The 17,890-nt window shown below is 52.7% G+C and carries 17 protein-coding genes and 1 tRNA gene; 10 read left to right on the top strand and 8 right to left on the bottom strand.

The genetic code is table 11. The features are described 5' to 3' along the window. The first annotated feature begins 29 nt into the window (after nucleotides 1–29). Nucleotides 30–1,397, top strand: coding sequence for an L-serine ammonia-lyase (locus OGX96_RS15250; RefSeq protein WP_003034070.1), 1,368 nt, complete (start codon nucleotides 30–32; stop codon nucleotides 1,395–1,397). 169 nt (nucleotides 1,398–1,566) lie between these two features. Continuing rightward, the gene (gene xni, locus OGX96_RS15245) at nucleotides 1,567–2,322 is read left to right on the top strand and encodes a flap endonuclease Xni (RefSeq protein ID WP_003825659.1); all 756 of its coding nucleotides are present in this window, start codon (nucleotides 1,567–1,569) and stop codon (nucleotides 2,320–2,322) included. 76 nt (nucleotides 2,323–2,398) lie between these two features. Here the strand turns inward: xni and fucO are convergent, their stop codons facing one another. Both fucO and fucA read right to left on the bottom strand, forming a co-directional pair. Then, on the bottom strand, nucleotides 2,399–3,547 hold the full coding sequence (gene fucO / locus OGX96_RS15240; RefSeq protein ID WP_003825658.1) for a lactaldehyde reductase: 1,149 nt from the start codon (nucleotides 3,545–3,547) through the stop codon (nucleotides 2,399–2,401). A gap of 11 nt (nucleotides 3,548–3,558) precedes the next feature. After that, the gene (fucA, locus tag OGX96_RS15235) at nucleotides 3,559–4,206 is read right to left on the bottom strand and encodes an L-fuculose-phosphate aldolase (RefSeq protein ID WP_003825656.1); all 648 of its coding nucleotides are present in this window, start codon (nucleotides 4,204–4,206) and stop codon (nucleotides 3,559–3,561) included. Nucleotides 4,207–4,769: 563 nt separating this feature from the next. Here fucA and fucP point away from each other — a divergent pair. The 5 genes from fucP to fucR all read left to right on the top strand — a co-directional run bounded on the left by fucP (nucleotide 4,770) and on the right by fucR (nucleotide 10,623). Then, nucleotides 4,770–6,080, top strand: coding sequence for an L-fucose:H+ symporter permease (gene fucP / locus OGX96_RS15230; protein ID WP_008785696.1), 1,311 nt, complete (start codon nucleotides 4,770–4,772; stop codon nucleotides 6,078–6,080). 31 nt (nucleotides 6,081–6,111) lie between these two features. Continuing rightward, entirely contained in the window at nucleotides 6,112–7,887 is a 1,776-nt protein-coding gene (gene fucI, locus OGX96_RS15225) for an L-fucose isomerase (RefSeq protein ID WP_003825648.1), read from the top strand. A gap of 107 nt (nucleotides 7,888–7,994) precedes the next feature. Continuing rightward, the gene (fucK, locus tag OGX96_RS15220; protein ID WP_008785697.1) at nucleotides 7,995–9,413 is read left to right on the top strand and encodes an L-fuculokinase; all 1,419 of its coding nucleotides are present in this window, start codon (nucleotides 7,995–7,997) and stop codon (nucleotides 9,411–9,413) included. A gap of 1 nt (nucleotide 9,414) precedes the next feature. Beyond that, the gene (gene fucU / locus OGX96_RS15215) at nucleotides 9,415–9,837 is read left to right on the top strand and encodes an L-fucose mutarotase (RefSeq protein WP_048236690.1); all 423 of its coding nucleotides are present in this window, start codon (nucleotides 9,415–9,417) and stop codon (nucleotides 9,835–9,837) included. 57 nt (nucleotides 9,838–9,894) lie between these two features. Then, nucleotides 9,895–10,623: an L-fucose operon activator gene (gene fucR, locus OGX96_RS15210; RefSeq protein ID WP_003825642.1), complete on the top strand. Its 729-nt coding sequence runs from the start codon at nucleotides 9,895–9,897 to the stop codon at nucleotides 10,621–10,623. Between the two features lie 35 nt (nucleotides 10,624–10,658). On the opposite strand, the gene rlmM is transcribed toward fucR, so the two are convergent. The 4 genes from rlmM to OGX96_RS15190 all read right to left on the bottom strand — a co-directional run bounded on the left by rlmM (nucleotide 10,659) and on the right by OGX96_RS15190 (nucleotide 13,676). Continuing rightward, nucleotides 10,659–11,759 (bottom strand): 23S rRNA (cytidine(2498)-2'-O)-methyltransferase RlmM, encoded by a 1,101-nt coding sequence (gene rlmM / locus OGX96_RS15205; protein WP_167820627.1) that lies wholly within the window; start codon nucleotides 11,757–11,759, stop codon nucleotides 10,659–10,661. Next, nucleotides 11,752–12,147: a DUF423 domain-containing protein gene (locus tag OGX96_RS15200; RefSeq protein ID WP_003034037.1), complete on the bottom strand. Its 396-nt coding sequence runs from the start codon at nucleotides 12,145–12,147 to the stop codon at nucleotides 11,752–11,754. The genes rlmM and OGX96_RS15200 overlap by 8 nt, the downstream gene beginning before the upstream one ends. Before the next feature lie 18 nt (nucleotides 12,148–12,165). Further along, nucleotides 12,166–13,083 (bottom strand): glycine cleavage system transcriptional regulator GcvA, encoded by a 918-nt coding sequence (gene gcvA, locus OGX96_RS15195; RefSeq protein ID WP_003034035.1) that lies wholly within the window; start codon nucleotides 13,081–13,083, stop codon nucleotides 12,166–12,168. 365 nt (nucleotides 13,084–13,448) lie between these two features. Then, nucleotides 13,449–13,676 carry a YgdI/YgdR family lipoprotein gene (locus tag OGX96_RS15190; RefSeq protein WP_003825635.1) on the bottom strand — a complete coding sequence of 76 codons (228 nt, stop codon included), beginning with the start codon at nucleotides 13,674–13,676 and terminating at the stop codon, nucleotides 13,449–13,451. Nucleotides 13,677–13,868: 192 nt separating this feature from the next. On the opposite strand from OGX96_RS15190, the gene csdA reads away from it, so the two are divergent. Together csdA and csdE are read left to right on the top strand one after the other, a co-directional pair. Next, nucleotides 13,869–15,074, top strand: a complete 1,206-nt coding sequence (gene csdA / locus OGX96_RS15185) for a cysteine desulfurase CsdA (RefSeq protein WP_198801792.1) — start codon at nucleotides 13,869–13,871, stop codon at nucleotides 15,072–15,074. Further along, nucleotides 15,074–15,520, top strand: a complete 447-nt coding sequence (gene csdE / locus OGX96_RS15180) for a cysteine desulfurase sulfur acceptor subunit CsdE (protein ID WP_198801791.1) — start codon at nucleotides 15,074–15,076, stop codon at nucleotides 15,518–15,520. The genes csdA and csdE overlap by 1 nt, the downstream gene beginning before the upstream one ends. Before the next feature lie 77 nt (nucleotides 15,521–15,597). Here the strand turns inward: csdE and tcdA are convergent, their stop codons facing one another. Together tcdA and mltA are read right to left on the bottom strand one after the other, a co-directional pair. Continuing rightward, entirely contained in the window at nucleotides 15,598–16,404 is an 807-nt protein-coding gene (gene tcdA, locus OGX96_RS15175; RefSeq protein WP_003825630.1) for a tRNA cyclic N6-threonylcarbamoyladenosine(37) synthase TcdA, read from the bottom strand. A 108-nt stretch (nucleotides 16,405–16,512) separates the two neighbouring features. After that, on the bottom strand, nucleotides 16,513–17,610 hold the full coding sequence (gene mltA / locus OGX96_RS15170; RefSeq protein ID WP_103284770.1) for a murein transglycosylase A: 1,098 nt from the start codon (nucleotides 17,608–17,610) through the stop codon (nucleotides 16,513–16,515). Between the two features lie 205 nt (nucleotides 17,611–17,815). Between mltA and OGX96_RS15165 the strand changes: the two genes are divergently transcribed. Then, a tRNA-Met gene (locus tag OGX96_RS15165) sits at nucleotides 17,816–17,889 on the top strand. The last annotated feature ends 1 nt before the right edge of the window (nucleotide 17,890 follow it).

Here is a 17,890-nt window from a genome sequence, read left to right as displayed (position 1 = left end):
GGCGCACCTCGATACACAATGGACGCCTCATGATTAGCGTATTCGATATTTTCAAAATCGGCATTGGCCCTTCCAGCTCCCACACTGTTGGCCCGATGAAAGCAGGCAAACAATTCACGGATGACCTGATTGCACGCGGAATTCTCACTGACGTAACCCGCGTAGTGGTTGATGTCTATGGCTCTTTATCTCTGACGGGGAAAGGTCACCATACCGACATCGCGATTATTATGGGCCTGGCGGGTAATCTGCCGGATACCGTAGACATTGATGCCATTCCGTCCTTTATCCAGGATGTGAATACTCATGGGCGTTTGCTGCTGGCAGACGGTCAACATGAGGTCGAGTTCCCGGTCGACAAGTGCATGAATTTCCATGCGGACAATCTGTCCCTGCACGAAAACGGGATGCGCATTACCGCACTGGCGGGCGAAAAGGCCATTTACAGCCAGACTTACTATTCCATTGGCGGTGGGTTCATCGTTGATGAAGAACATTTTGGTTTACCGAACAACTCTCCGGTAAACGTGCCATATCCGTATAAATCCGCAGCTGATTTGCAACGTCATTGCCAGGAAACCGGCCTGTCGCTTTCCGGTCTGATGATGCAAAACGAACTGGCGCTGCACAGCAAAGAAGAGCTGGAACAGCACTTTGCTAACGTCTGGGAAGTGATGCGTAGCGGGATTGAACGCGGCATCACCACCGAAGGTGTATTGCCGGGCAAACTGCGCGTTCCGCGTCGTGCTGCTGCGCTACGTCGTATGTTGGTCAGCAGCGACAAAACCACCACTGACCCGATGGCGGTTGTTGACTGGATCAACATGTTCGCGCTGGCCGTGAACGAAGAAAACGCAGCCGGTGGACGCGTGGTGACTGCACCAACCAACGGTGCATGCGGGATTGTTCCTGCCGTACTGGCGTATTACGACAAGTTTATCCGTGAAGTGAACGCTAACTCGCTGGCACGCTACATGCTGGTCGCGAGCGCCATTGGTTCACTGTACAAGATGAACGCCTCTATCTCTGGTGCCGAAGTCGGCTGTCAGGGTGAAGTTGGCGTCGCCTGCTCCATGGCAGCGGCTGGTCTGGCTGAACTGCTGGGTGGTAGCCCAATGCAGGTGTGCATCGCGGCAGAAATCGGTATGGAACACAACCTGGGTCTGACCTGCGACCCGGTTGCCGGCCAGGTTCAGGTACCGTGCATTGAGCGTAATGCCATTGCTTCGGTTAAAGCGGTGAACGCTGCACGTATGGCGCTGCGCCGTACCAGTGAACCACGCGTGTGCCTCGATAAAGTTATCGAGACCATGTACGAAACCGGTAAAGACATGAACGCCAAATACCGCGAAACCTCTCGTGGTGGTCTGGCGATGAAGATTGTCACCTGCGATTAATTCTCAGCACATTTTTGTATCTGTAGGCCGGATAAGGCGCTCGCCGCATCCGGCTTTTATTGCCTGATGGCGCTTCGCTTATCAGGCTTACGGATAGCGCTCTTTCGCAATGCTCGTCTCCACTCGTCGTGAATGTTACCCTACAGACTAATTTGTTAGGGAGAACACCGTGGCCGTCCACCTGCTCATTGTTGATGCACTGAATCTCATCCGCCGTATTCACGCCGTACAGGGCTCCCCCTGCGTGGAGACATGCCAGCACGCGCTCGATCAGCTGATTGTGCACAGTCAGCCCACGCACGCCGTGGCGGTATTTGATGACGAAGCGCGTAACAGCGGCTGGCGTCACCAACGGTTACCTGACTACAAAGCCGGTCGCCCGCCGATGCCTGACGATTTACACCAGGAAATGCCCGCCTTACGCGCCGCTTTTGAACAGCGCGGCGTCTGCTGCTGGGTATCCAGCGGGAATGAAGCCGATGATTTAGCCGCCACTCTGGCGGTGAAAGTTAGCCAGGCGGGACACCAGGCGACTATCGTCTCAACCGATAAAGGCTACTGTCAGCTACTCTCCCCAACGCTGCGGATTCGCGATTATTTCCAGAAACGCTGGCTGGATGCGCCGTTTATCGAGAAAGAGTTTGGCGTACTGCCGCAACAGCTGCCAGATTACTGGGGACTGGCCGGGATCAGCAGTTCTAAAATACCGGGGGTTGCCGGTATTGGTCCTAAAAGTGCCACACAACTGCTGGCACAGTTTCCAACGCTGGAAGCGCTGTATGAACACCTGGATGACGTACCGGAGAAATGGCGCAAGAAACTCGAAGAACATCGGGAGATGGCATTTTTGTGCCGCGATATCGCGCGGCTGCAAACAGACTTACATATCGACGGAAACCTACAGCAGCTACGACTGGCGCGGTAGCCTTATTTCCTGATGGCACTGCGCTTATCCGGCCTACTTATTGTACAACCCTGTAGGCCGGATAAGCGCCAGGTGATTACCAGGCGGTATGGTACAGCTCAACGATATCCCCAAGGCTCGCTTCACGCGGATTTCCCCCGGTACAAACATCGTCAAATGCGGCTTGCGCCAGCGCAGGAATATCCTCTTTACGGACGCCAACATCGCGTAGATGCAGTGGGATACCTACATCGCGATTAAGGGCGAAGACGGCATCCACCGCCGCTTTGCGTGCCTCTGCCAGCGTCAGTCCTTCAACCTTAACCCCCATTACCCGGGCGATATCGCGGAATTTTTCCCCGGTGAATTCGGCGTTATAGTGCATCACGTGCGGCAGCAAAATGGCATTCGCGACGCCGTGCGGCGTGTTGTAGAACGCGCCTAACGGGTGTGCCATGCCATGCACTAATCCCAGACCTACGTTGGAGAAACCCATCCCGGCAACGTACTGGCCCAGAGCCATCGCTTCCCCCGCCTGGCTGTCGCCCGCAACGGAACCGCGTAATGACCCGGCAATAATTTCGATGGCTTTAATGTGCAGCGCATCGGTAAGCGCCCACGCAGCCCGCGTGATGTAGCCTTCAATGGCATGAGTCAGTGCATCTACGCCAGTAGCCGCTTTTAATGCAGCAGGCATGCCGTCCATCATGTCAGCATCAATGAACGCCACCTGCGGGATGTCATGTGGATCGACACAAACAAACTTACGCCGATTCTCTTCGTCAGTGATCACGTAGTTAATGGTCACTTCCGCCGCCGTTCCCGCAGTGGTTGGGATAGCCATAACTGGCACGCTCGGGAAGCGTGTCGGCGATAACCCTTCAAGGCTGCGTACATCCGCAAACTCCGGGTTATTGTTAATAATGCCAATCGCTTTACAGGTATCCTGCGGGGAGCCGCCGCCAATGGCGACCAGATAGTCTGCGCCGCTTTGCTGAAAGACACTCAATCCTTCCTGCACTACCGCAATGGTTGGATTAGGAATAACGCCTGAATAGATTTCCCATGCCAGACCTGCAGCATCCATTCGGGAAGTCACCTTCTCAACAACGCCGCACTGCACCAGATTTTTATCAGTCACAATCAACGCTTTGCGATAACCACGACGAATAACTTCATCGGTTAATGCGCCAACAGCTCCCCGGCCAAACCATGCCGTTTCGTTCAGAATCATTCTGTTCGCCATCGTTTTATCTCCTATTCCTCAATACGCAATCCATATGTTTTGAATTTTTCCAGCACAATAGCGATAGCCTCATCGTCCAGTACCGGAACCGGATCGGTAATCGCCAGCGTGCTGAGATAAAGCTGCGCCAGCACTTCCACTTCATGCGCTAACCACAGGGCTTTTTCCAGATTTTCCTCGCAGGCGATCAGCCCATGATGCTGCAACAGCGTTGCTTTTCGGTTTTTCAGCGCTACCGCAACGTGCTCGGAAAGCTCACGCGTACCAAACGTCGCATATGGCGCACAGGGAATTGAGTTACCGCCAGCCGCCGCAATCATGTAATGGATTGCCGGGATTGGCCGATTGAGAATAGAAACAGCAGTACAATGCACGGCATGATTATGGACCACCGCCTGAGCATCGGGACGCGTCTGATAAGCGGCCATATGGAACCGCCACTCGCTGGAAGGTAATTTCCCTTCTTCGTGCTGCCCCTCAGCGTTGATGTACACTATGTGGGATTCGGTGAGTTTGTCATACGGAATACCCGTCGGGGTAATTAACATCCCGTCCTGGTAACGCACACTTACATTACCCGCAGTCCCCTGATTCAACCCCAGACGGGTCATTTCCAGGCAGGTATTGATAATCTGCCGTGCCAGCGTATTTCGTTCCATTACTTACCTCTCTCAGTGAGTCAAAATGCGACAACAGAACATTGCTAATACCTCGACGCTCTGTTGATTTAAGCGGGTATTTGCTAACTATCATCATGCTGAATAAAGAGAAGGGAATTTTTAGCACTGGATTTTGTGATGTTCATCAACTAATAACGCCGAATAAAAACATGCAGGCATAATATTACAATTGCAAAATGTCCGTTCTTAATAAAACCATTGTAAAACGGTCATTTGCGAATAAATTGTTACCATTGCCCGTTTTCCACTTAACTAATTAATTCGGGCATTATCCCTGTGGCTTTTTAATTTATTTTTCTCAAACGGTCATTGTTTTAAAGAAATTAAAGTGATGATAATCACATAAACCCACACCCTGAGCATAAATGTGACCACCATCATATTAATGGCCGGTTTTTATTTGAAAATGAATTCATGAGTTCATTCATGAAGGCCAATTTTATCTGGCAGGTTACCGGAACTCACCTGGATTAGCAGGTTGGTAAAAATCACCAATCGTACTCTTAAGCTGTTGAACATGCTTATGAACTGATGAGGATGCTATGGGAAACACATCAATACAAACACAAAGTTTTCATGCGGTAGAGCGGGGGCAGACAAAAAATTATGTCATTCCCTTCGCGTTACTCTGTTCACTGTTTTTTCTTTGGGCGGTTGCCAATAATCTTAATGACATTTTATTACCACAATTTCAGCAAGCTTTTACATTAACAAACTTTCAGGCTGGTCTGATTCAATCTGCTTTTTATTTTGGTTATTTCGTCATTCCAATCCCAGCCGGGATCCTGATGAAAAAACTAAGTTATAAAGCAGGCATTATTACCGGATTATTCTTATATGCCATCGGTGCAGCATTATTCTGGCCAGCGGCTGAGGTAATGAATTACACCTTATTCCTGATTGGACTATTTATTATTGCGGCGGGCTTAGGTTGTCTGGAAACGGCTGCCAACCCCTTTGTAACCGTACTGGGCCCGGAAAGCGGCGGTCACTTCCGATTAAATCTCGCGCAAACTTTTAACTCATTTGGTGCCATTATTGCGGTTGTTTTTGGGCAAAGTCTTATTTTGTCTAATGTGCCACATCAATCTCAAGACGTACTCGATAAGATGGCGCCAGAACAGCTAAGCGCCTACAAGCACAGCCTGGTGTTATCGGTTCAAACCCCTTATATGATCATCGTCGCGGTCGTTTTGCTGGTCGCCCTGCTGATCATGTTTACCAAGTTTCCGACCCTGCAAAGTGACGATCACAGTGACAACGCTCAGAGTTCATTCTCCGCGTCCCTTTCCCGCCTGGTGCGCATTCGCCACTGGCGTTGGGCGGTACTGGCGCAGTTCTGCTACGTCGGTGCACAAACTGCCTGCTGGAGCTACCTGATTCGCTACGCAATCGAAGAGATCCCAGGCATGACGCCAGGTTTCGCCGCCAACTATCTGACCGGCACCATGGTGTGCTTCTTTATCGGTCGTTTCTCCGGCACCTGGCTTATCAGTCGCTTTGCGCCGCATAAAGTGCTGGCCGCATATGCCCTGCTTGCCATGATTCTGTGCCTGATTTCCGCCTTCACCGGTGGCCAGATCGGCCTGCTGGCCCTGACGTTGTGCAGCGCATTTATGTCGATTCAGTACCCAACCATTTTTTCTCTGGGGATCAAAAATCTGGGACAAGACACCAAATACGGCTCGTCTTTTATCGTCATGACCATCATTGGCGGCGGCATTGTGACCCCGGTGATGGGCTTTGTCAGCGATGCCGCTGGCAATATCCCGACCGCTGAACTGGTCCCGGCGCTTTGCTTCGCCATCATCTTTATTTTTGCCCGCTTCCGTTCACAAACGGCAGCCAACTGAATATTTATCCGAATAACGTGAGGAATCTGTGATGAAAAAAATCAGCTTACCAAAAATTGGTATTCGCCCGGTTATTGACGGACGTCGTATGGGTGTACGTGAGTCGCTCGAAGAGCAAACCATGAATATGGCTAAAGCTACCGCAGCGCTTATCACTGAAAAACTTCGTCATGCCTGCGGCGCACAAATTGAATGTGTGATTGCCGATACCTGTATCGCCGGCATGGCGGAATCCGCAGCCTGTGAAGAAAAATTCAGCAGCCAGAATGTTGGCGTGACGATTACCGTTACCCCATGTTGGTGCTACGGCAGTGAAACTATCGACATGGATCCGATGCGCCCGAAAGCTATCTGGGGCTTCAACGGCACGGAACGTCCGGGGGCGGTTTACCTGGCCGCCGCACTGGCAGCTCACAGCCAAAAAGGACTTCCAGCCTTCTCCATCTATGGTCATGACGTACAGGATGCAGACGACACATCTATCCCTGCCGATGTTGAAGAAAAACTGCTGCGCTTTGCCCGTGCCGGCTTAGCGGTCGCCAGTATGAAAGGGAAAAGCTACCTGTCTGTCGGTGGTGTATCAATGGGCATCGCCGGTTCTATCGTCGACCATAACTTCTTTGAATCCTGGCTGGGTATGAAAGTGCAGGCGGTTGATATGACCGAGCTGCGTCGTCGCATTGACCAGAAAATCTATGATGAAACCGAGCTGGAAATGGCGCTGGCGTGGGCGGACAAAAACTTCCGCTACGGCGAAGATCAGAACGCGCAGCAATATAAGCGTAACGCAGAACAAAGCCGCGCAGTGCTGAAAGAAAGCCTGCTGATGGCTATGTGCATTCGCGACATGATGCAGGGTAACAAAAAGCTGGCAGACAAAGGTCTGGTCGAAGAATCCCTGGGCTATAACGCGATCGCCGCAGGCTTCCAGGGCCAGCGTCACTGGACCGATCAATACCCAAATGGCGATACCGCCGAAGCGTTGCTCAACAGCTCCTTTGACTGGAATGGCGTTCGTGAACCGTTCGTTGTCGCGACAGAAAACGACAGCCTGAACGGCGTGGCGATGCTGTTCGGCCATCAACTCACCGGCACGGCCCAGGTCTTTGCCGATGTGCGTACCTACTGGTCGCCAGAGGCGGTTGAACGCGTCACGGGTAAACCGCTGACCGGCCTTGCTGAGCACGGCATTATTCACTTGATTAACTCCGGTTCTGCGGCACTGGACGGTTCCTGCAAACAGCGCGACAGCGAAGGTAAACCGACCATGAAACCACACTGGGAAATCTCGCAGAAAGAGGCAGATGAATGCCTGGCGGCAACCGAATGGTGCCCGGCTATTCACGAATACTTCCGCGGGGGCGGTTACTCATCTCGCTTCCTGACTGAAGGCGGTGTGCCGTTCACCATGAGCCGTATCAACATCATCAAAGGGTTGGGACCGGTGCTGCAAATCGCGGAAGGCTGGAGCGTGGAGTTGCCGAAAGATATGCACGACCAGCTTGATGCGCGTACCAACTCCACATGGCCAACCACCTGGTTTGCTCCGCGCTTAACCGGCAAGGGCCCGTTCAGCGACGTCTATTCCGTCATGGCTAACTGGGGCGCTAACCACGGGGTGCTGACGATTGGTCACGTAGGTGCGGACTTTATCACTCTGGCTGCCATGCTGCGTATCCCGGTGTGCATGCACAACGTGGAAGACGAGAAAATTTATCGTCCTTCCTCCTGGGCCGCCCACGGTATGGATACGGAAGGTCAGGATTACCGCGCTTGTCAGAACTACGGTCCGCTGTATAAGCGTTAAACATCGAGCGATTGCCTGATGGCGGCGCGGCCTACGAAGCACACGGTTTTGTAGGCCGGATAAGGCGAAGCCGCCATCAGGTAATAGGTAATCTCCCAGGAGCAATTATGAAACAAGAGGTTATTCTGGTTCTCGACTGTGGCGCGACCAACGTACGGGCCATTGCCGTTGACCGACAGGGGAAGATTGTCGCCCGCGCAGCGACCCCGAACGCCAGTGACATCGCCGCAGAAAACAGTGCCTGGCACCAATGGTCGCTGGAGGCCATTCTGCAACGCTTTGCCGACTGCTGTCAGCGGCTCTCCTCACAATTGGCCGCCTGCCAAATTCGCGGGATCGCCGTCACCACCTTCGGCGTGGACGGCGCGCTGGTGGATAAGAACGGCAAACAACTGTATCCGGTGATCAGCTGGAAATGCCCACGTACCGCAGCGGTAATGGAGAATATCCATCGCTACATGTCACCGCAGCAACTGCAGGAAATCTCCGGCGTTGGGGCGTTTAGCTTCAATACGCTGTACAAACTGGTGTGGCTGAAAGAGAACCACCCACAATTACTGGAACAGGCGCACGCCTGGCTGTTTATCTCGTCGCTTATCAACCAACGTTTAACCGGCGAGTTCACAACTGACATCACCATGGCAGGAACCAGCCAGATGCTGGATATCCAGCAACGTGATTTCAGCCAGGATATTTTGCAGGCAACAGGCATACCGCGTCGCCTGTTTCCGCGTCTGGTTGAAGCAGGCGAACAAATTGGGGTACTGCAACGCGAGGCCGCCAGCCAGCTCGGACTTCCAGAGGGTATTCCAGTCATCTCTGCCGGACACGACACACAGTTTGCGCTATTTGGCGCAGGAGCCCAACAGGATGAACCGGTACTCTCTTCCGGCACATGGGAAATTCTGATGGTACGCAGTGCGCAGGTAAATACCTCCCTGCTCAGTCATTATGCGGGCTCCACCTGTGAGCTGGATAGTCAGGCTGGGCTTAACAATCCCGGTATGCAGTGGCTGGCCTCCGGTGTGCTTGAATGGGTTCGTAAGCTGTTATGGACCGCGGACACGCCCTGGCAAACGTTGATTGATGAAGCTCGGGATATTCCCGCTGGTGCCGAAGGGGTGAAGATGCACTGCGACCTGCTGGCCTGTCAGAATGCGGGCTGGCAAGGGGTTACCCTCAATACTACCCGTGGACACTTTTATCGCGCCGCGCTGGAAGGACTGACAGAACAGCTGCAGCGGAATCTGCAAACGCTGGAAAAAATCGGCCATTTCCAGGCCACTGAACTGCTATTAGTTGGCGGGGGCAGCCGCAACATCTTGTGGAACCAAATCAAAGCGAACGTTCTCGGGATCCCTGTCAAAGTGCTGGATGATGCCGAAACCACCGTGGCAGGCGCCGCAATGTTTGCCTGGTCAGGCATCGGGGAATTTACCTCCCCGGAGCAGGCGCGCGAACAGGTGCGCTATCAGTACCGTTACTTCTATCCGCAAACCGAATCCGAACTCACAGGAGTCGAGTAACATGCTTAAAACGATATCTCCCTTAATTTCCCCCGACTTACTGAAAGTGCTGGCCGAAATGGGACACGGCGATGAGATTATCTTTTCCGATGCCCACTTCCCGGCCAACAGCATGGGGCCGCAGGTCATCCGCGCTGACGGTCTGCTGGTCAGCGATCTGCTGCAGGCGCTTATTCCGCTATTTGAACTGGACAGCTACGCCCCACCGCTGGTGATGATGGCTGCGGTTGAAGGTGACACTCTCGATCCTGACGTTGAGACTCGCTATCGTCAGGCGCTTTCATTACAGACCCCCTGCCCGGACATCACGCGTATTGACCGCTATGCCTTTTACGAACGAGCACAAAAGGCGTTTGCGATCGTTATCACAGGAGAGCGGGCAAAGTACGGGAATATTCTTTTAAAAAAAGGGGTAACGCCGTAATCTCTGGTCAGAATGCCCGTCAGGTACGGGCATTCATCATAAGATGAGGATCAGAACATGAAAGCGGCGCGCCAGCAGGCAATCGTAGATCTGCTTACTAACCACAAAAGCCTGACAACCGAAGCCCTGGCTTTGCAGCTTAACGTCAGCAAAGAGACCATCCGCCGCGATCTCAGCGAGTTACAGACCCAGGGAAAAGTGTTACGCAACCACGGTCGGGCCAAAGTTATTCACCGGGAAAATCAGGACAGCGGTGACCCATTTCATATTCGACTCAAAAGCCACTATGCACACAAAGCGGATATTGCCCGTGAAGCGTTGGCATGGATCGAAGAAGGTATGGTGATTGCCTTAGACGCCAGCTCTACCTGCTGGTATCTGGCGCGACAGTTACCGGACATCAACATTCACGTTTTTACCAACAGCCAGCCCATCTGCCAGGAATTGGCTAAACGTGAACATATTCAGCTTATCAGCTCCGGCGGTCGCCTTGAGCGCAAATACGGTTGCTACGTTAATCCCTCGCTTATCTCGCAGCTAAAACCACTCGAGATTGACCTGTTTATTTTTTCCTGCGAAGGGATCGACAGCGACGGTGCGCTCTGGGACTCAAATGCAACCAACGCAGACTTCAAATCCATTCTGCTTAAGCGTGCATCGCAGTCTTTATTACTGATCGATAAAAGTAAATTTAATCGTTCGGGAGAGGCCAGAATTGGGCATCTGGATGATGTGACGCATATTGTTTCAGATACACAGCTGATTGAAGCAATCCAGGCCGAATAGGGCGATTACGCCGCCGTCCGGCCAGGATTGTAGCCTTATCGCTCGTCGCGACGACCGCCAACGGCAGCCCACAGACGACGTACGTGAACGGTTACTTCTTCACGGTCATGATACAGCTGACGCGCCTGAATCTGGGCATTTACACCATGTTCATCAAGCTGGGCCTGAATGTAAGCCAGGTTCTGTGATACCTCTTCGTAGCGTTTTTTCATCGGCAGCTTGAGGTTGAAGATCGTCTCACGACACCAGCCGTTGACCAGCCATTGCGCCATCAGCGCGGCAACCTTCGCCGGCTTCTCCACCATGTCACAGACCATCCACGAAATGTTGTTGCGATTCGGACGGTACTTAAATCCGTCTTCACGTAGCCAGGTGACCTGTCCGGTATCCATCAGGCTTTGCGCCATCGGGCCGTTATCCACGGAGTAAACCCACATGTTGCGTTTAACCAGCTGATAGGTCCATCCGCCCGGGCAGGCGCCTAAATCCACCGCATACATTCCGTTCGCCAGACGCTCATCCCATTCATCGGCAGGGATAAACACGTGCAGCGCTTCTTCCAGCTTGAGCGTTGAACGGCTCGGCGCATCGGCTGGAAACTTCAGACGCGGAATCCCCATGTAAAACGGTGAGTTATTGTCAGGCCAGGAATAACCGGTATAACAACAGCCAGGGGCGATAAAGAAGACGTGAACCACCGGACGCTTTGGCGTTTCATACTTTGCCAGTACGCCCGCTTCGCGCAGCGCTGCACGCAACGGTACGGTAAATTTACGGCAAAATTTAACCAGCTCTTTGCTTTCATTGGTGTCGGCAACTTCTACTCGCAGATCGCCACCCTTTTCCACCACGCCCTGCAACATGCCAACGATCGGTGTAATTCGATCTTCCGGCGGTAAGTATTGCAGCAGCTCGCCCACCACAAACATTTGACGAGCAAAAATCAGCGAACTAAACGGCAGCTCTTTCACTAACTTTTCAGCATCGCCCTGCTGATAGCATTCGAAGATGACGTAACCCGCGTTGTCTTTCACGCGGGCAAAACCGAAGATTTCCCGGCGTCCTGCTTTATCCGTAATTTCTGCGGCGCACTCTTTTTCAAAACCTGGGCGACACAACAATACAACCTTATTCATGGCTAACGCCCTTACGTTTCAATCGAATAGCGCCCACTAACATCAGCGCCCAGCCTACGAGGAAGCTGAAGCCGCCGACAGGGGTAACAAACGCCCACAGGCGTAAATGAGAGAGCGCGAGACAATACAGGCTGCCGCTAAACAGCACTGTACCTAATGCCAGAAACACGCTACTCCAGTAAAACCAAATACTAATGCGTCGTTGCATGGCGACGGCCAGGCCAAAGATAGCCAGCGTATGAAACGCCTGATACTCAAGGCCGGTCTGAATCCACCCCATTTCAACAACACCGAGGGTTTTGCTCAGAACATGTGCCCCAAAGGCGCCCAACGCCACAAAGATAAAGCCACTTACGGCGGCAAAAATCAGCATAAAACGGCTGGTCATTTGAATACCCTACGTAAATTATTGTTCATAACGAAAGCGGAATTTTTCTTGTTCCGTGGCCGCTTTCGCCAGAATCCACTGACGGAAGGCGGCTATTTTACCCAGTTCTGCCTGACTGTCATGACAAACCAGATAAAATGCGTTTTTGCTGACCAGAACATCGTTAAACGGACAGACCAGTCGTCCGGCTTCAATTTCGGACTGCGCCATGACGTTGTTAGCCAGCGCGATCCCCTGTCCATGGATTGCAGCCTGTAGCACCATGGCGCTATGGCTGAAGATAGGTCCCTGCTGCACGTTGATATGATTCAGGCCAAGCTGGCGCGTATAGGCTTGCCAGTCTCGTCGCGACGCATCATGCAATAAAGTGTGTTTTGCCAGGTCGTCCGGTGTCTTTAGCGGTTTATCACCGGTAAGCAACAGCGGAGAGCAGACCGGCAATAAATATTCTGCGTACAATTTTTCAACGCGCAGACCCGGCCAGTTGCCGCGTCCGTAGAAAATCGCCACATCAACATCATCAGCCAGTTTGTCTTCCTGACGGTCCACCGCCTGGATCCTGACATCGATTCCCGGATAAGCTGAGTTAAAGCTAGAGAGTCTGGGCACCAGCCATTGGATCGCAAAACTGGGCAATAAACTAACGGTAAGCGCACCTTTTGCACTGCGTGCCTGAAGTTTACGCGTCGCGTCGGTTAATTGCGAAAAAATCTCTTTAATGTCGAGAAAGTAGCTTTGACCTTCTTCCGTTAACAGCAAAGATCGATTGCGTCGACGAAACAGTTTTAGCCCCAAAAAATCCTCAAGTGACTTGATTTGGTGACTTACTGCGGCCTGCGTCACAAAAAGCTCTTCTGCTGCGCGAGTAAAGCTTAAATGACGCGCTGCAGCATCAAAAACACGTAACGCATTTAAGGGTGGTAATCGTTTTGACATGACTTTTAGGCTTTGATGTTAAATGAATTTAACAATTAGCTAACAGGCTGTAACCTATTAGTTTTTTTTATCTGAGCCATTATAAATTGTCCGTTGAGGTTCTACCAGCAAATACCTATAGTGGCGGCACTTCCTGAAGCCGGAACGAAAAGTTTTATCGGAATGCGTGTTCTGGTGGGCTTTTGGCTTACGGTTGTGATGTTGTGTTGTTGTGTTTGCAATTGGTCTGCGATTCAGACCATGGTAGCAAAGCTACCCTTTTTCACTTCCTGTACATTTACCCTGTCTGTCCATAGTGATTAATGTAGCACCGCCAAATTGCGGTGCTTTTTTTTGTCCACGTTTCGTCGATGGCCGACCGGCTATTATTGCTCCAGTTCTACCATCTCTTTCACGTCAGTGCGGTTAATCTGCTGTTTGTTGCCGTTAGCGTCTTTATACGAAATCATCCCCGTCTCATTATCGGTCTGTGGTTTACCATCAGCTACGATTGATCGACCATCATTGGTGTGCATCACGTAATTCGAACCAGAACAGGCGCTCAGGGCAAAAGTCAGCATACAGGCAGAAATAATGGCGGCAGTCTTTTTCATCTTCTTCTCCTTAAAGCGATTTATGCTATTAAAAACATACTCCGTAACAGGCAAAATTGTTCGCCTAACGCTATTTAGCATAAGACACTGAACGGGCTTTGCCAGGATATCCAGAGTATTCCGATGGTTAGCACAACCCTTGTATCAATGCCCTTTTTGCGCCACGATCGGTTTACTGAACTGAGGAATACCATGAACGCTTTTAACCCCGCGCAGTTTCGCGCACAATTTCCCGCACTCAACGATGCTGGCGTCTATCTCGACAGTGCTGCTACGGCGCTGAAGCCACAGGCGGTCATTGAAGCTACCCATCAGTTTTATAGCCTGAGTGCCGGGAACGTCCATCGCAGCCAGTTTGCTGCAGCCCAGCGCCTGACCGCACGCTATGAAGCCGCGCGGGAAAAAGTCGCACACCTGATTAATGCGTCGGATGACAAAACCATCGTCTGGACCCGCGGCACAACGGAAGCGATCAACATGGTTGCCCAAAGCTATGCGCGTCCACGCCTTCAACCGGGTGATGAGATTATCGTTAGCGCAGCGGAACATCACGCCAACCTCGTTCCCTGGCTGATGGTCGCGGAGCAAACGGGGGCTAAGGTTGTCAAACTCCCACTCACCCCCCATTTATTGCCAGACGTTGAGCGCCTCACGCAGCTCATCACCCCGCGCAGCCGCATTCTGGCGCTCGGGCAAATGTCGAACGTCACCGGTGGCTGCCCGGATCTGGTCCGCGCCATTACGCTCGCCCATGCGGCTGGCATGGTGGTGATGGTTGATGGTGCCCAGGGGATTGTGCATTACCCTGCCGATGTACAGCAGTTGGATATTGATTTCTATGCGTTTTCAGGCCACAAGCTATATGGCCCCACCGGTATTGGCGTGCTGTACGGTAAGCCGGAACTGCTGGAAGCCATGTCTCCCTGGCTTGGGGGCGGTAAGATGATTAGCGAAGTCAGTTTTGACGGTTTCACCACTCAGCCCGCACCATGGAAGCTGGAAGCCGGTACGCCTAACGTTGCAGGCGTTATCGGGCTAAGCGCGGCGCTCGAATGGCTGGCGGACGTCGACGTTGCGCAGGCCGAAAACTGGAGCCGGGGTCTGGCGACGCTGGCAGAAGATGCCCTGGCGAAACGCCCTGGCTTTCGTTCCTTCCGCTGCCAGGACTCCAGTCTGTTAGCCTTTGATTTCGCGGGTGTTCATCACAGCGATATGGTCACTCTATTGGCCGAATATGGCATTGCGCTGCGCGCGGGGCAACACTGCGCACAACCGCTGCTGGCGGAACTTGGCGTATCCGGAACACTACGCGCCTCATTTGCCCCTTATAATACCCAAAGCGATGTGGATGCGTTGGTCGCAGCCGTCGACCGCGCGCTGGAAATATTGGTGGATTAATGACAAGCCCTCAGTTCGCCGGACACCCGTTTGGCACAACCGTAACCGAAGAGACGTTACGCAATACCTTTATCCCGCTTACTCAGTGGGAAGATAAATATCGCCAGCTGATTCTGCTGGGTAAGCAGTTGCCGGCGCTCCCGGATGCGCTAAAGGCGCAGGCCAAAGAAATTGCGGGCTGCGAAAACCGCGTCTGGCTGGGGCATACTCTTCATGAGAATGGCACTCTGCATTTCTTCGGCGACAGCGAAGGTCGAATAGTACGCGGGCTGTTGGCGGTATTACTCACCGCGGTCGAAGGTAAAACGGCAGCCGAATTACTGGCGCGTGCGCCGATGGCGTTATTTGACGAACTGGGTTTACGCGCTCAGCTCAGCGCCTCGCGTAGCCAGGGACTACATGCTCTGAACGAGGCGATTCTCGAGACGGCCCAGAAAGCCGGATGACGACGCTGATACGTCTTATCCGGCCTACAACACTGCACGAACCGTAGGTCGGATAAGCGTAGCGACATCTGACACAATCAGGCCTGACGCGCGGCCTTCGCCATCATCTTCTTCAGCGCATGGGAGACAGCAACAAAGCCAAATGTGGCTGTCACCATGGTGGCCGCGCCAAACCCGGACGCGCAATCCATACGCTTCGGCCCTTCCGCCGTCGCTTTCATCGCACATACCGAGCCATCCGCCTGCGGGTAAACCAGCGCTTCGGTCGAGAACACGCAGTCCACGCCCAGCTTGCCTTTGCTGTTTTTCACCACGCCAAAATCGCTTTTCAGCCGCTCACGTAGCTTGGCCGCCAGCGGATCCTGGATGGTTTTTGCCAAATCAACGACCTGAATCTGCGTAGGATCGATCTGTCCGCCCGCACCACCGGTGGTCACCAGCGGAATTTTGTTACGCCGACAGTACGCGATCAGTGCCGCTTTTGGGCGCACGCTATCAATCGCATCGATGACGTACGAAAATCCCGCATTCATATATTCAGCAACGTTATCTGGCGTAACAAAATCATCGACCACGTTCACCCGGCACTCCGGGTTAATCTGTCGGATACGCTCCGCCATCACTTCAGCTTTTGCCAGACCGACGTTATCACGCAGCGCATGGATCTGGCGGTTTGTATTGGTGACGCACACATCATCCATATCGATGAGTGTGATAGCGCCAATACCGGTTCGCGCCAGCGCTTCCGCCGCCCATGACCCTACTCCACCAATCCCAACAACGCAAACGTGTGATTGGGCAAACAGCTGCAACGCATTTTCGCCATACAGACGTGCCGTACCGCCAAAACGTTGGCGCCAGGCATCGCTAATAACCACAGACATAGAACCTCAAATTCATTAATACCGAGCAGTCTGACTGCCTGATGTCGGCTACGCCTTATCAGGCCTACTCAATAATGTAGGCTTGATAAGCGAAGTGCCATCCCGCCATTAACCGCTGAACACGTTACCCGTACCCGGCGCTGTTTTTAGTACCCATACGCGACCGTAGTGATTATACCACCCGGCACGGTGTCCGGCGTCAGCGCCAATACCCTGATAGATGTCGAAGTGTTGCCCTTTAATAGCCCCACCCACATCTAACGCCACCATCAGGCGCAGTTCGTACTGGCCGGTAAACTTGCCGTTATTGTCCAGTAACGGGACTTCCGCCAGTAACGTTGTGCCCGCAGGAATGATACTACGGTCAGAAGCTACGGACGCGCGGCCAATCAGCGGCACCGCGCTGGCCCCTTTCACCGGAGCAAAAGATTGCGGTTTAAAGAAGACAAACGATGGGTTCTGCTCCAGCAGCTCACGCACTTCGGCTTCGCTGTGCGTTTCACCCCAGTGGCGAATAGCCTGCATCGACATATCTTCTTTTTTCACTTCGCCACGGTCGATAAGCACTTTACCGATACTGCGATAGGCGTGGCCGTTTTTCCCGGCATAGCTAAAGAAGTTGAGCGGGCTGCCATCGCCAAAATCGATGTAACCACTGCCCTGAACATCCATAATGAAGTTATCCATCAGGGAGTTGCTGTATGCCAGAATATAATTGTCGCTTAGCGCGCCTGCGTAGATCTCGGCACGAGAGGGTAAGCGCCCACGTTTTGGCGGCATGCGATAGATAGGATACTGAAACTCGCCCTGGCGCGTATGGCGCGCCTGGATAACCGGTGTGTAGTAACCGGTAAACTGGACGTTACCGTAGTTGTCCGCCCCTTCCATTTGCCAGGCATCAATACCAAACTGGCGCATACTGCGCGTATCACCGCCCGCACGTAACCATTGCTGGATAGCGTTGTAGACGTCGCTCTGGTTGCCGTACAAACGTGGCGAAGCGCTGCGAATTTGATTAACCTGCTCGGCGAAATCACCGGCATTGATTGGCGCGCCAACCGCATCAGGCTGGTTCACCAGTGAGAAAGGCTGGGTAAATTTCCCGTCTTTATACTGCTGCCCACGATCGGTGGGTTTTGAGGAACACGCGGCGAGCATCGCGACTACAGCTCCCGCCAGAAGATATTTTGCCCAACGTCCTTTCATTGTTCTCGTCTTATGTTGCCTGAATGCGAGACGAAGATAACAAACCCCCGAACCTAATGAAATGCGTATACATACCCGAACGCAAATTTTGAGCAAAAAATAATCCAGAATGCGTTGTTTTTGTTCATTTTCACCCTAAAAACGTGATCAAGGTGAAAAAAGGGTTGCATGAAAATGCGAGCAGAGTATAGTGCGCATCCACGGACGCGGGGTGGAGCAGCCTGGTAGCTCGTCGGGCTCATAACCCGAAGGTCGTCAGTTCAAATCTGGCCCCCGCAAC

This window comes from Citrobacter sp. Cpo100, assembly GCF_030332595.1.
Lineage (GTDB): Bacteria > Pseudomonadota > Gammaproteobacteria > Enterobacterales > Enterobacteriaceae > Citrobacter > Citrobacter portucalensis.
This window is presented reverse-complemented; position numbering and strand designations above follow the sequence as displayed.

What these genes read in the sequence shown, in the direction of transcription:
- csdA (WP_198801792.1), top strand. Translation starts at nt 13,869, where the DNA reads ATGAACGCTTTTAACCCCGCGCAGTTTCGCGCACAATTTCCCGCACTC.
- fucA (WP_003825656.1), bottom strand. Translation starts at nt 4,206, where the DNA reads ATGGAACGAAATACGCTGGCACGGCAGATTATCAATACCTGCCTGGAA.
- fucI (WP_003825648.1), top strand. Translation starts at nt 6,112, where the DNA reads ATGAAAAAAATCAGCTTACCAAAAATTGGTATTCGCCCGGTTATTGAC.
- fucO (WP_003825658.1), bottom strand. Translation starts at nt 3,547, where the DNA reads ATGGCGAACAGAATGATTCTGAACGAAACGGCATGGTTTGGCCGGGGA.
- OGX96_RS15250 (WP_003034070.1), top strand. Translation starts at nt 30, where the DNA reads ATGATTAGCGTATTCGATATTTTCAAAATCGGCATTGGCCCTTCCAGC.
- fucP (WP_008785696.1), top strand. Translation starts at nt 4,770, where the DNA reads ATGGGAAACACATCAATACAAACACAAAGTTTTCATGCGGTAGAGCGG.
- OGX96_RS15190 (WP_003825635.1), bottom strand. Translation starts at nt 13,676, where the DNA reads ATGAAAAAGACTGCCGCCATTATTTCTGCCTGTATGCTGACTTTTGCC.
- fucR (WP_003825642.1), top strand. Translation starts at nt 9,895, where the DNA reads ATGAAAGCGGCGCGCCAGCAGGCAATCGTAGATCTGCTTACTAACCAC.
- fucK (WP_008785697.1), top strand. Translation starts at nt 7,995, where the DNA reads ATGAAACAAGAGGTTATTCTGGTTCTCGACTGTGGCGCGACCAACGTA.
- mltA (WP_103284770.1), bottom strand. Translation starts at nt 17,610, where the DNA reads ATGAAAGGACGTTGGGCAAAATATCTTCTGGCGGGAGCTGTAGTCGCG.
- OGX96_RS15200 (WP_003034037.1), bottom strand. Translation starts at nt 12,147, where the DNA reads ATGACCAGCCGTTTTATGCTGATTTTTGCCGCCGTAAGTGGCTTTATC.
- csdE (WP_198801791.1), top strand. Translation starts at nt 15,074, where the DNA reads ATGACAAGCCCTCAGTTCGCCGGACACCCGTTTGGCACAACCGTAACC.
- fucU (WP_048236690.1), top strand. Translation starts at nt 9,415, where the DNA reads ATGCTTAAAACGATATCTCCCTTAATTTCCCCCGACTTACTGAAAGTG.
- tcdA (WP_003825630.1), bottom strand. Translation starts at nt 16,404, where the DNA reads ATGTCTGTGGTTATTAGCGATGCCTGGCGCCAACGTTTTGGCGGTACG.
- rlmM (WP_167820627.1), bottom strand. Translation starts at nt 11,759, where the DNA reads ATGAATAAGGTTGTATTGTTGTGTCGCCCAGGTTTTGAAAAAGAGTGC.
- gcvA (WP_003034035.1), bottom strand. Translation starts at nt 13,083, where the DNA reads ATGTCAAAACGATTACCACCCTTAAATGCGTTACGTGTTTTTGATGCT.